The organism is Mesorhizobium sp. L48C026A00 (assembly GCF_000502375.1).
Taxonomy (GTDB): domain Bacteria; phylum Pseudomonadota; class Alphaproteobacteria; order Rhizobiales; family Rhizobiaceae; genus Mesorhizobium; species Mesorhizobium muleiense.
The window spans coordinates 212,301-225,445 of the sequence record NZ_AYWU01000004.1; the positions used below are offsets into that span (position 1 = coordinate 212,301).

11 protein-coding genes are annotated in these 13,145 nt (G+C 62.3%); 9 read left to right on the top strand and 2 right to left on the bottom strand.

The window, feature by feature from the left end:
* Positions 1–28: 28 nt before the first annotated feature.
* The 7 genes from X738_RS52065 to X738_RS52095 all read left to right on the top strand — a co-directional run bounded on the left by X738_RS52065 (position 29) and on the right by X738_RS52095 (position 7,644).
* On the top strand, positions 29–289 hold the full coding sequence (locus X738_RS52065; RefSeq protein WP_023798060.1) for a hypothetical protein: 261 nt from the start codon (positions 29–31) through the stop codon (positions 287–289).
* Positions 290–644: 355 nt separating this feature from the next.
* Complete coding sequence (locus X738_RS52070) at positions 645–2,090, top strand: homospermidine synthase (RefSeq protein WP_023798062.1); 1,446 nt, start codon at positions 645–647, stop codon at positions 2,088–2,090.
* A gap of 198 nt (positions 2,091–2,288) precedes the next feature.
* Positions 2,289–2,660 carry a hypothetical protein gene (locus X738_RS52075; protein ID WP_023798063.1) on the top strand — a complete coding sequence of 124 codons (372 nt, stop codon included), beginning with the start codon at positions 2,289–2,291 and terminating at the stop codon, positions 2,658–2,660.
* Between the two features lie 178 nt (positions 2,661–2,838).
* Complete coding sequence (locus tag X738_RS52080; protein WP_023798064.1) at positions 2,839–4,857, top strand: bifunctional metallophosphatase/5'-nucleotidase; 2,019 nt, start codon at positions 2,839–2,841, stop codon at positions 4,855–4,857.
* A gap of 147 nt (positions 4,858–5,004) precedes the next feature.
* On the top strand, positions 5,005–6,069 hold the full coding sequence (gene hemH / locus X738_RS52085) for a ferrochelatase (protein WP_023798065.1): 1,065 nt from the start codon (positions 5,005–5,007) through the stop codon (positions 6,067–6,069).
* Between the two features lie 149 nt (positions 6,070–6,218).
* On the top strand, positions 6,219–7,169 hold the full coding sequence (locus tag X738_RS52090) for an SPFH domain-containing protein (RefSeq protein WP_023798066.1): 951 nt from the start codon (positions 6,219–6,221) through the stop codon (positions 7,167–7,169).
* 4 nt (positions 7,170–7,173) lie between these two features.
* Positions 7,174–7,644, top strand: coding sequence for an NfeD family protein (locus tag X738_RS52095; RefSeq protein ID WP_023798067.1), 471 nt, complete (start codon positions 7,174–7,176; stop codon positions 7,642–7,644).
* A 76-nt stretch (positions 7,645–7,720) separates the two neighbouring features.
* Here the strand turns inward: X738_RS52095 and X738_RS52100 are convergent, their stop codons facing one another.
* On the bottom strand, positions 7,721–8,722 hold the full coding sequence (locus X738_RS52100; RefSeq protein WP_023798068.1) for a KpsF/GutQ family sugar-phosphate isomerase: 1,002 nt from the start codon (positions 8,720–8,722) through the stop codon (positions 7,721–7,723).
* Between the two features lie 162 nt (positions 8,723–8,884).
* Between X738_RS52100 and X738_RS52105 the strand changes: the two genes are divergently transcribed.
* Positions 8,885–10,615 (top strand): outer membrane beta-barrel protein, encoded by a 1,731-nt coding sequence (locus tag X738_RS52105; protein WP_031254540.1) that lies wholly within the window; start codon positions 8,885–8,887, stop codon positions 10,613–10,615.
* Positions 10,616–10,684: 69 nt separating this feature from the next.
* Here the strand turns inward: X738_RS52105 and galU are convergent, their stop codons facing one another.
* On the bottom strand, positions 10,685–11,590 hold the full coding sequence (gene galU, locus X738_RS52110; protein ID WP_023798070.1) for a UTP--glucose-1-phosphate uridylyltransferase GalU: 906 nt from the start codon (positions 11,588–11,590) through the stop codon (positions 10,685–10,687).
* A gap of 212 nt (positions 11,591–11,802) precedes the next feature.
* Between galU and X738_RS52115 the strand changes: the two genes are divergently transcribed.
* On the top strand, positions 11,803–13,026 hold the full coding sequence (locus X738_RS52115) for a lytic murein transglycosylase (RefSeq protein ID WP_023798071.1): 1,224 nt from the start codon (positions 11,803–11,805) through the stop codon (positions 13,024–13,026).
* The last annotated feature ends 119 nt before the right edge of the window (positions 13,027–13,145 follow it).

The window sequence follows — 13,145 nt, forward strand, 5'->3', positions numbered from 1 at the left end:
CGCTTTCGTCTTCGGGACGGGATTGTATATGAACCGTCTCGCGAACCCACTCGCCCCCCGCGGGTTTGCCGTTCCGGAGAAGACCAGCCAGATCAAGCTCTGGGTTCGCAAGGCTTGCGGGCTCGATGACGATATCGTCGTGTTCGTCACGGAGCTGGCATGCCGCAAAGATGGCTGTCCCGACATCGAAACGGTGATCGGCATAGTGCGTCCCGGCGAGAAAATCGAGACGATCCAGCTTCGCAAGGCAATCGCCGATGTGACCTCGCACGATCTGCCGCGAGGGTGAATGGATCGGGATATGCGCAGGGTGTTCGGCCTCTCGACCGAAGCTGCGGCGCTTACCGAGTGTCACCGGGCTGTGGCCCGGATCCGGAACCATCGACGAGCCAATGCTCGCCGCATCTTCGGCCGCGCAACTGCTGGCGCTCGACTTTGCCAACGGCGACTACAAGGGAATGACGGCCGGCCGTCAGCGGCTGGTCGTCTCCTTAACCACATGACGAATGCGGCGTAGCTCGCGGCTTTTCGCTGGTTTATGACAATGATCTGTGGTTGTAGCGCGTGGCGGTCGGGCAAAAAAATGCTCCGCTTTGCGTCTGTTTGCCCGGCTTTTCAGCCTATCTGAGGGAGTAATCGATAAAATGGCGAATGAAAACTGGCCCGTTTACGGTGAGATCACCGGCCCTGTCGTGATGATCGGCTTCGGCTCGATCGGACGGGGAACGCTGCCGCTGATCGAGCGCCATTTCAAGTTCGACAAGTCGCACATGACGGTCATCGACCCACGCGATACCGACCGCAAGCTGCTCGACGAGCGCGACATCACCTTCATGCAGGATGCGGTGACCAGCAAGAACTACAAGAAGCTTTTGACGCCGCTGCTGACCAAAGGCGGTGGCCAGGGCTTTTGCGTCAACCTGTCGGTCGACACCGGCTCGGTGGATTTGATGCGGCTCTGTCGCAAGCTGGGTGTGCTTTACATCGACACCGTCGTCGAGCCATGGCTCGGCTTCTATTTCGACACCAAGGCCGACACTGGCAGCCGCACCAATTATGCGCTGCGCGAATCCATGATCGAAGAAAAGCGCGCGCACCCCGGCGGGGCGACCGCAATCTCCACCTGCGGCGCCAACCCAGGCATGGTCTCGTGGTTCGTCAAGCAGGCGCTGGTCAACCTCGCAACCGATCTTGGCCTCGAATTCTCCGAGCCCGCGCAGCACGATCGCGATGCTTGGGCCAGGCTGATGAAGAAGGCCGGCGTCAAGGGTATCCACATCGCCGAGCGCGACACACAGCGCACCAAGAAGCCGAAGCCGATGAACGTGTTCTGGAATACCTGGTCGGTCGAAGGCTTCATCTCGGAAGGGCTTCAACCGGCCGAGCTCGGCTGGGGCACGCATGAGACGTGGATGCCGAAGAACGGCAAGAAGCACAAGCATGGCTCGAAGGCCGCAATCTATCTGGAGCAGCCGGGCGCCAACACGCGTGTGCGCAGCTGGTGCCCGACGCCAGGCCCGCAATATGGCTTCCTGGTGACGCACAACGAGTCGATCTCGATCGCCGACTTCTTCACCCTGCGCGGCAAGAAGGGCAAGGTCCAATATCGCCCGACCTGCCACTACGCCTACCATCCCTGCAACGACGCCGTGCTGTCGCTGCATGAGATGTTCGGCGCCGCCGGCACCGCACAACCGGTGCATCACGTGCTCGATGAAAACGAACTGGTCGACGGTGTCGACGAACTCGGCGTGCTGCTCTACGGCCACGACAAGAACGCCTATTGGTACGGCTCGCAGCTGTCGTTGGCGGAGTCGCGCAAGCTGGCGCCTTATCAGAACGCCACGGGCATGCAGGTCACGTCGGCAGTGCTGGCGGGCATGGTCTGGGCGCTGGAAAATCCCGAGGCCGGCATCGTCGAGGCGGACGAGATGGACTACAGGCGCTGCCTGGAAGTGCAGTCGCCCTATCTCGGGCCGATCAAGGGCTACTACACCGACTGGACGCCGCTCGACAACCGCCCTGGGCTGTTCCCGGAAGACGTCGACAAAAACGACCCATGGCAATTCCGCAACATCCTCGTTCGATAGTTCAGCATCCCCGTTCGATAGCAATGTCTCACTGCCTTGCAATCGTCTGGAAATCGGGCGATTGAAGGAAGGCGGCCTGGAGCGACGTGCATCCATTTGGACGCACAAAGTACGCTCTAGCGGTTCGAGTGTACGCATCGTGCTTTCCGAAAAATCGCATCGATTTTCGGGCCAATGCGAGAGGAGAGGATCTTGATGATGACGATTGCGCGCAAATTGCTTTCGGCCGGCGTTGTCGCGGCCGCTGCCGCCTTGGCGGCGTGCACCACCGCCGGCCCGGGCGGGCCGCCATCGGCCACGCGGAGTCCGGTCGAAGGCTCATGGATCGACGCGCAGGGCACAGGCCTGTCGACCTTCGCCGGCGGCAGCTTCAAGACCGTCGCCACCGACACCGGCCAGAAGCTTGCCGACGGCAGTTACGCCATGACCGGCGGCACCTCGGTCCAAATCCAGGGCACTTCGCTGATCCGCCAGACGCCGATCAGCTTCAACTGCTTGTTGATCTCCACCTCGCAGCTTAACTGCACCAGCGTGAGCGGGCAGAACTTTGTGCTGACGCGACGCACCTGAGCCCATACTGAACTGCTTTTGCAAAGGACGGCGGGTTGAGGCCGCCGTCTTTTTGTGCCGGCAAAGCTGGGCCCGATTCCGCTTGCATCGGCTAAAACGCGATGTGAACATGGGCGAAAAGCCGGCTGTTATGTGCCAGTCGAGCGAGGGCGTTAAACACGTCATCCGGGAGACGAAGATGAAGAAGATCGCCGCCATTGCCGCCCTGTCGGCGTCTACGCTTGGCCTGTCGACCGGCATGTCCTTTGCCGACTACACGCTGAACATCCTGCACATCAACGACTGGCACAGCCGCATCGAAAGCAACAACAAATATGAATCGACCTGCTCGGCCGAAGAGGAGACCAAGGGCGAGTGCACCGGCGGCGCGGCGCGGCTGATCACGGCGATCGCCCAGCAGCGGAAGAAGCTGGAAGGCCAGAACGTGCTGCTGCTCAGCGCCGGCGATAATTTCCAGGGTTCGCTGTTCTACACGACCTACAAGGGCAAGACCGAAGGCGAATTCCTCAACCAGATGAAATTCGACGCCTTGGCGGTCGGCAATCACGAGTTTGACGACGGCGAGGCGGCGCTGGCGCCGTTCCTGGATATGATCAAGTTTCCGGTGCTCGGCGCCAATGTGAAGGCCAACGCGCAATCCAAGCTCGGTGACCGCGTGAAACCGTCTGTTGTGATCGAGGTCGGCGGCCAGAAGATCGGCGTCGTCGGCGCGGTCACCAACGACACGCCGGAGCTCGCTTCGCCAGGCCCTAACGTCACGATCGAGGACGACGTCAAGTTGATCACGTCAGAGGTCGAGAGGCTGAAGGGAGAAGGCGTCAACAAGATCATCGCGGTCACCCATATTGGTTACAAGCGCGAGCGTGACGTCATCGCCAAGATCCCGGGTGTCGACGTGGTGGTTGGCGGCCACAGCCATTCGCTGCTGTCCAACACCGACCCCAAGGCTGAAGGCCCCTACCCGACGATGGTCGACAATCCGGACGGCTACAAGGTGCCAGTCGTCCAGGCGGCGTCCTATTCGAAATATCTCGGCGAGTTCAAGGTCGTGTTCGACGACAACGGTGTCGTCAAGCAGGCCAGCGGCGACCCGATCTACCTCGACAAATCGATCACGCCAGACCCCGCCGTGCTTGCCCGCATCAAGGAGTTCGGCGCGCCGATCGAGGCGTTGAAGAACCAGGAGGTCGCCGAGACCACCAAGGCGATCGACGGCAGCCGTGAGAACTGCCGCACCCGCGAGTGCGAGATGGGCAATCTCGTCTCCGATGCCGTCCTCGACCGCGTCAAGGACCAGGGTGTCGAGATCGTCATCACGAATGGCGGCGGTCTGCGCGCTTCGATCGACCAGGGCACCGTCACCATGGGCGAGGTGCTGAACGTGCTGCCGTTCCAGAACACAGTGGCGACCTTCCAGATTTCCGGCAAGGATCTGGTTGCCGGGCTGGAGAACGGTCTCAGCCAGATCGAGGACGGCGCCGGCCGCTTCCCCCAGGTTGCCGGCCTGAAGTATTCATTCGACAAATCGGCCACCGCGAATGCCGGGCGCGTCAAGTCGGTCGAGGTCATGCAAGGCGGCGGGTGGACGCCGATCAATCCGGACAAGGATTACCTGGTCGCCACCAACAACTATGTGCGCCAGGGTGGCGACGGCTACAAGGTGTTCGCCGACAAGGCCAAGAACGCCTACGATTACGGTCCGGGCCTCGAACAGGTGGTCGCCGATTATCTCGGCGCGCATCGGCCCTATACGCCGAAGCTCGAGGGCCGCATCACCGAAATCACGGCCGCCGCCGCGGCGGAACCGGCCCAGCAGCCGGCTCAGGAATCGGCGAAGCCGGCCGAGGCTCCCGCTCCGGCCGAGCCCGCAAAACCGGCAGAAACGGCTCCAGCCGCGACTGCGAAGCCGGCGATGCCCGAACCGCCGGCCGGTTCGGACGATATTGCCACGACACCGCCAGCCGTGCCGACGGAACCCGCCCCGGCAGCGCCGGCACCAGCGGAGGCTGCGCCTGCCGAGCCGGCAAAGCCGGCCGAAAGCAGCCATGTGATCGTTGCCGGCGACACCTATTGGGATTTGGCGGAAAAGGCCTACGGCGATGGCGCCAGGTGGAAAACGATCTCCGACGCCAACCAGGACTACGAGCCGCGCCGCCTTCCCGTCGGCGCAACCTTGACCATCCCGGCCGCAAACTGAATTCTTCTGTCATTGTTGGAAAACCCGTCCGGCAAACCGGGCGGGTTTTTTTGCTTTCGCCTCCCAAGCTTAGATAAGGTGCGGCCAGACGCTGCATTGAAAACCGGCGCGGCATCGCTAGTTTCGCGCGGTGTCCGGAGATCCTTTATGACGCCTTCCAACCCTGCCGATCCAAAGGCCGCGACGGTCCTCGACCCGCTGCCGGCAAGACAGCCGCCGGTCGGGGCGGGCAGGATCGGCGTCATGCTGGTTAATCTCGGCACTCCCGACGGCACGGAATTCAAGCCGATGTGGCGCTATCTCAGAGAGTTCCTGTCCGATCCGCGCGTCATCGAACTCAACAAGGCGATCTGGTACCCGATCCTCTACGGGCTGGTTCTCACCACACGGCCGAAGAAGTCGGGCGCCAACTATGCCAGGATCTGGAACCGGCAGCGTGACGAGTCGCCGCTGCGCACCTACACCCGCGCTCAGAGCGAAAAGCTGACCGAGGCGCTGCGCGACCTGCCCGGCGTCAGCGTCGACTGGGCAATGCGTTACGGCAATCCTTCGACCGAGAGCGTCGCCAACGGGCTGGTCGCGCAGGGCTGCGACCGCATTCTGACATTTCCGCTTTATCCGCAATATTCCGCGACCACGACCGCCACCGCCAACGACCAGTTGTTTCGCGCGCTGATGAAGATGCGCCGCGCCCCGGCGATCCGCAGCGTGCCGCCCTACTATGCCGAACCGGTCTATATCGAAGCGCTCGCCCGTTCGATCGAGCGCCATCTGGCGAGCCTCGATTTCGAGCCGGAAATGGTCATCGCCTCCTACCACGGCATTCCAAAACCCTATTCCGACAAGGGCGATCCCTATCAGGCCCATTGCCTGGAGACGACCCGGCTGCTGCGGGAAAAGCTCGGCTGGGATGAGAAGAAGCTGATCACCACGTTCCAGTCGCGCTTCGGCGCGCAGGAGTGGCTGCAGCCTTACACCGACAAGACGGTCGAGAAACTGCCCGGAGAAGGCGTGAGATCGATCGCCATCGTCAATCCGGGCTTTTCTGTCGACTGCATCGAGACGCTGGACGAGATCGGCAGGGAGGCGGCCGAGACCTTCCATCATGCCGGCGGCGAAAAGTTCGCGCATATTCCCTGCCTCAACGACAGTGCCGAGGGCATGGCGGTGATCGAGGCGATGGTGCGGCGCGAGCTGTCGGGTTGGGTGTGAAGCCGATACAGTCGAGCGCCGGCAACCGGCTTTCTATGCACCGGTTATCCACTATCACCTGATTGTAACGTTCCTGAAACACACTTAAGTGTTTGGTGAAGTCGGTCGCGTTGAAACATTTCCGTGGCCGGCATCTGAGGGAGAGCCAAATGGATTTCAGTGGTTTCGATATCGCGCTTCTTGTTCTTGTCGCTCTTGTCGTGCTCGTGCTTTTCAAAGGCATCCGGACAATCCCGCAAGGCTACAATTACACCGTCGAACGCTTTGGCCGTTATACCAGGACATTGAGCCCCGGCCTCAACCTCATCGTGCCGTTCGTTGACCGCATCGGCTCCAAATTGAACATGATGGAGCAGGTGCTCGACGTCCCGACGCAGGAGATCATCACCCGCGACAACGCCACCGTCGCCGTCGACGGCGTCGCCTTCTACCAGGTGCTCAACGCGGCGCAGGCCGCCTACCAGGTCGCCGGTCTGGAGAACGCCATCCTCAACCTGACGATGACCAACATCCGTACCGTGATGGGGTCGATGGACCTCGACGAGCTGCTGTCGAACCGCGACGCCATCAACGAACGCCTGCTGCGCGTCGTCGACGAGGCGGCGCATCCTTGGGGCATCAAGATCACCCGCGTCGAGATTAAGGACATCAATCCACCGGCCAATCTCGTCGAATCGATGGGGCGCCAGATGATGGCCGAGCGCAACAAGCGCGCGCAGATCCTCGACGCCGAAGGCCTCAAGCAGTCACAGATCCTGGAAGCCGAGGGCCGCAAGGAAGCCGCCTTCCGCGACGCCGAGGCGCGCGAACGCTCGGCCGAGGCCGAGGCCCGCGCCACGCAAGTGGTGTCGGAAGCGATCGCCAAGGGCGACGTGCAGGCGCTCAACTACTTCGTTGCGCTGAAATACACCGAAGCACTGACCAGGATCGGCTCCGCCACAAACAGTAAGGTCGTGCTGATGCCTATGGAAGCTTCGTCATTGATCGGCACGCTCGGCGGCATCGGCGCGATCGCCAAGGAAGTTTTCGGCAGCGAGGGCACTGCCGGCAGCACGCGGCAGGCTGCACGCCCGCCCGTGGTTCGTCCCAGCGAGACCTGAGGCCATGTTCGAACGCATCATTTCCGAACTCGGCCCCTGGGTTTGGATGGTTCTCGGCTTCGTCCTCCTGGTGATGGAGGTCATCGCACCGGGCATATTCATGCTGTGGATCGGCATCGCCGCGCTGCTGATCGGCGTGGTGTCCCTGCTCATCTGGGACGCGGACTTCTGGACCTGGCAGATCCAGGTTCTCGCCTTCCTGGCGATGTCGCTGGTTTCAACCTATGTCGGCAAGAGACTGGTGGGTGGGCGCGATGATGGCACCGATCAGCCACTGCTCAACCGCCGCGGCGCACAGATGATCGGCAGGATGGCCACCCTGGACGAGCCGATCAGGGACGGCCGCGGCCGCATAAAGCTGGGCGACACGCTATGGCGCATCTCCGGCCCCGACCTGCCGGCCGGCACGCAGGTGCGCGTGACGGGCGCGGCCGACGCCGATCTGGAACTGACGGTCGAGGCGGTCCTGGACTGATCCGACCATCTCGGCGGGCGACTTTTCAAACAGGCCTGATGTCTCTCAGAGACTGTTTCGATTCGCTCTGGCGAGCTCAGGCCGCGCCGATGCGCAGCAGATCGTGCAGATGGACAAGTCCGACCGGCCGTCTGCCTTCGACAACCATCAGGCTGGAGATGGTCGAACTGTTGATCGTCTGCAGCGCGGTCGCCACCAGCGTATCCGGTCCGGCCGTCTTCGGCTCCTTGGTCATGACCTGATCGACGCTCATCGCCAGAAGATTGCTGCCGATGTGGCGCCTGATGTCGCCGTCGGTGATGATGCCGATCAGCGCACCATCCGCAGCGGTTATCGCCACACAGCCAAACCCCTTGCGCGACAATTCGAGGATCGCTTCTTGCATTCCAGTGCCGGAAGGCACCAGCGGCAGCCTGTCGCCGACATGCATGATCTCGCGGATCTGCGTCAGATTGGCGCCAAGTTGCCCACCGGGATGGAAGGTGCGGAAATGATCCGGCGTGAAGCCGCGCGCTTCGAGCAGCGCGATGGCCAGTGCATCGCCGATCACCAGTTGCAGCAGCGTCGATGTCGTCGGCGCCAGGCCGTGCGGGCAGGCTTCCGATGCACGCGGCAGCAAAAGCACCACATCGGCCGCCCGCGCCAGCGCCGATCGCTCTCCGGCAGTGACTGCGATCAGCGGAATCGAGAAGCGCCTGGAATAGGCGATGATGCCCTTGAGCTCGCGGCTCTCGCCCGACCACGATATGGCGATGATGGCGTCGTCCCTGGCGATCATGCCGAGGTCGCCATGATTGGCTTCGGCAGAATGGACGAAGAAAGCCGGCGTGCCGGTCGAGGCGAGCGTCGCCGCGATCTTTGAGCCGATATGGCCGCTCTTGCCGACGCCGGTGACGATGACGCGGCCAGCGATATGCGACACAATATCGACGGCGCGCGCGAACGGTTCGGTCAATCCGTTTTCGAGCGCGGCCGCCAGCGCCGCGACACCGGCCTGCTCGGTCGCTACCGTTCTAAGCGCCGAGGCGATCGAAGCCTGCCCATCGAGCCGCTTCTTGTCTGGGGATCCCGCATGCATGGCTGATGCGATTAGCGCTTTGCTGCGCGCCTGTCCAACGGAATTGCCATCCGTCAGCCGTCAAGTGGGCTTTGATCGACCGCCGCCTCAACCCGACGTTAACCATCCCCGTTTACGGTTCGGTAAGTATGGCGCGTGTGCGCCGCGCAAGCAGTGGTAGCGATGTCCGGGGCCCCGCCTGAAAAGAAAAGAAGACGAAACGGCAAGGCGATCTGCGCCTTGCTGCTGGCGACCAGCGTCTTCGCCTTGCTGCGGCCTGCGCAGCCTTATGCCCAGGTAACCGAGCTGCGCGGCGAGGTTTCGGAATCGGCGATTCTGGACGACCAGCAGCGCAAAACCAGGCAATTGAGCATCGCCCAGGATCAGACGGCGCAGGCCGGTGCAACCACCCAGAGCACTGCGCCGACGCCCGCCTATCAGCCGGCCAGCCCGGGCGCCGTGCAGGACGACGACGCGGCACCCGCGACCGGAAGCATTTTTGATCCGCCGGAAGCAACCGACGATCCGTTTGTGGACGCCCCCGTTCCCGTCCCGCCGCGCCGGCCATCGAGCGCAACCCAGGGCGCAGCCGATCAGGACGAAGCCGCCGAGACACAGGCCGCCACCGCGGCGACGGCCCCGACGGATAACGAGGACACCGCCGAGACGGACCCAATCAATTCCCGTGCCGTGACTATCGATTCCGCCGACAGGCAGCAACTCGATCCGGGCGCCGAGCGCGCCGAAGCCATCGAAGGCCGGGACAGGAGGGCCGAGGACGATCCGTTCGCCGCCACCGGTATCAAACTCGGCTCCTTCGTGATCAGGCCGACGCTCGAGCAAGGCCTGAAGGCCTCATCGAATGCCGATTCAAGCAGCGAAGGAAAGCCGGCCCTGCTGTCGGAAACGACGCTGCGCTTCAACGCGATCTCCGACTGGCGGGAGAATTCGGCTATCGTCGACGGCTACGGGACCTTTCTCAAGACCCTATCGGGCGACGAGGTTGAGGAGGCGCGCGGCCGTGTCGAAGGCACGCTCAATGTCGACTTCGACAACGATCTGCGCGCTATCGCCAAGCTCGGTTACGAGGCGGCGCCGGAATCGGCTTCCTCGCCGGTCGTCATCGAAGGCACCGCCGAGCAGCCGGTGCGCCAGACCATTGATGGCAGCCTGGCGGTCGAGAAGGATGCCGGCAAGATGCGCTTCGCCCTGACCGGCGCAGTCGAACACGACATCTACGGCGACGCCAGGCTTTCGACGGGCGGAACGCTGTCGCAGAAAGACCGCGATTCGACGCTCTATACCGCCACCTTGCGCACCGGCTATGAGATTTCGCCCGCCATCACCCCTTTCACCGAGGTCGAAATCGGCCGCCGGGTCTATGATTTGCGGGTCGACAGCAATGGTTTCGAACGATCCTCGACGCGGCTTGGGGTTCGGGCCGGCGCCGAGCTCGACCTCGGCGAGAAGCTTGCCGGCGAGTTCTCGGCCGGCTGGCTGCGCGAGGCGATCGACGATGACCGCCTGCCGGCAATTTCGGGCGCCACGGTGAACGCCGACCTCAGATGGTCGCCGCAACGCGGCACCACGATCGGCCTCACCGGGCAGACGATCGTCGAGGGCACGACAACCGCCGACGAAAGCGGCACCATCCTTTACTCCGGCCTCCTCACCGCCGAGCGGGAAATCCGTGCCAACCTGATCGGCAACGCAGCTCTCGGCGTAGACTGGCGCGACTACATCGGGTCGGACGGCCAGGATCTGACGCTGAGCGCCGAGGCCGGACTGACATGGTGGCTGAACCGATATGCCGGACTGACCACCCGCGCCAGAACTGAAAAACAGACCAGCAACATCGAGGGCCGCGACTACACCGCCCACAGCATCTTTGTCGGGGTGACGCTGCAGCCGTAAACCAAGCCGCCGCGCACCCTCGGTTCAGGCCCGAGGGCATGCTTTTGCGCGCATGCATTAGCCCGGGGGTTAGAACGCCGCGCCCCGCTGCTCTGACGGTTTCATCTCGTCGAGAAGCTTGCTGATAACGCCCGCCATGCGTCCGTTCATGTCGCTGCGCCACAGCGCGAAGGCGACGTTGGCCTCGACAAAGCCTTCCGGCGATCCGCAATCGAAGGTGCGCCCTCGGTAGTGGCAGCCATAGAAGGGCTGCTGCTTCTCCAGCTTCAGCATCGCATCGGTGAGTTGTATCTCGTTGCCGGCGCCCTTCTCCTGGCCTTCGAGTATCCCAAATATCTCCGGCTGCAGGATGTAGCGCCCGTTGATGTATAGGTTGGAGGGTGCCGTGCCGGTCTTCGGCTTTTCCACCATGCCGGTAATGCGGAAACCGTGATGCGTATCCTCGCCGCGGCCGACGATGCCGTATTTATGGGCCTCGGCGGGGTCGCATTCCTGAACCGCGACGATGTTGTTGCCGGTCTCGGCATAAAGCTCGACCATCTCCTTCATGCAGCTTTTTTCGGACTGCATGATCATATCGGGCAAAAGCAGCGCGAAGGGCTCGTCGCCGACCAGCTCGCGGGCACACCAGACGGCATGGCCAAGGCCAAGCGGCACCTGCTGGCGGGTGAAGCTGGTCTGCCCTGGCGAAGGTTGCAGCCGCTGCAGGCGGGCGAGCTCGTCGTCCTTGCCGCGTTGGGCAAGCGTGTCATAGAGTTCGAACTGAACGTCGAAATGGTCCTCGATGACCGCCTTGTTGCGTCCGGTCACGAAGATGAAATGCTCGATGCCGGCTTCGCGTGCCTCGTCGACCACATACTGGATGACAGGCCTGTCGACGACGGTCAGCATTTCCTTGGGTATGGCCTTGGTGGCCGGGAGGAAACGCGTGCCGAGGCCAGCGACCGGGAAAACTGCCTTGCGAACTCTCTTCATGCTGTCAAATATCCGCTTCTAAGGCTGTTCGGCAATCCCGCTTCAAGACATTTTCGTGCCGGAATCTGGGATTATGGAACGGCTGGTCAGAAAAAATCTGTAGTCCGTAAAGCACCAACCCGCCTTTTCGTTCCCAACGGCACCTATGGTAAACTAAATGCTAACCGGGTTAGGCGATGAATGATCTTCCTGTGATGAAGAAGGAGGAAAAGATGTCCGTTCGCGACGCCGCAAAGCGCTTCACCAGCATCGTTGCGGCCGCCAGCCTTTCGCTTGCCTTGCTGATGCCCACCGGATCGGCTTTTGCCGACGCCGGTTTCCGGCAATGGGTGGCGAGCTTCCGCGCCACCGCGGTGCGGAGCGGCGTTTCCGGCGCCGTTTACGACCGCGCATTCGAGGGCATCAGCGATGCCGACCCGGTCGTGCTGGAAAAAGCGCGTTATCAACCCGAATTCACCGCGCCCGCCTGGGACTATTTCGACAACCGCGTCCATGACCAGTCGGTCGCTGTTGGCAAGCAGATGGCCAGGAAGTGGAAGCCGTGGCTGGACAGGATCGAGGCAAGATACGGCGTCGACCGTCACATCCTGCTGGCGATCTGGTCGATGGAATCGAACTACGGCGAAATCCTCAAGCGCGACGATGTCATGCGCAATGTCGTGCGTTCACTGGCAACGCTTGGCTTTGCTGATTCGAGACGATCGAAGTTTGCCCGCACACAGTTGATCGCGGCGCTGAAGATCCTGCAAAGGGGCGACATCGATAAAAGCCACCTCAGTGGCTCATGGGCCGGCGCCATGGGCCATACCCAGTTCATTCCCACCAGCTACCAGGCCTATGCGGTCGACATGGACGGCGACGGCAAGCGCGACATCTGGAATTCGATTCCCGATGCATTGGCAACGGCCGCCAATCTGCTCAGGAAGAACGGCTGGCAGGCCGGCAAGACCTGGGGCTATGAAGTCAGCCTTCCCGACGGAAAGAAGTTCCCGGCCGGATCGAAGTCGTTGTCGCAATGGCAAGCGCTGGGTGTCACGCGTGCCAACGGCAAGCCGTTCAAGAGTGCGGAGAAGGCCACGCTGAAGGTGCCAGGCGGCCACGGCGGCCCGGCTTTCCTGATGGTCAAGAATTTTTCGGTCATCAAGCGTTACAACAATGCCGACAAATACGCGGTTGCCGTTGGCCTTCTTGCCGACGAAATCGCCGGTTATGGTGGGCTTGTGCAGGACTGGAAGCGGCCTTTCACGAAGCTCTCCTTCGAGGAGAGGCAGGAGCTTCAGCAATGGCTTTCCCAGTACGGCTACTATGACGGCAAGTTCGACGGCAAGATCGGCGAGGGATCGAAAGCCGCCATCATGGCCTTTCAGGCGAAGGCTGGCTTGACCCAGGACGGACATCCGAGCATGGAAGTGCTCAAATGGCTCAGGCAGAACTAGCTTCGCATAGGGCAGACCCGGAGCATCGGACCGAAACCGGTTTTGAGGAAATCCGATGCTCAACTTAAGGTAGAGCGGCGGCACGGTTGTATCAGAGTCCGGCGCTCTTTAGGGATGGA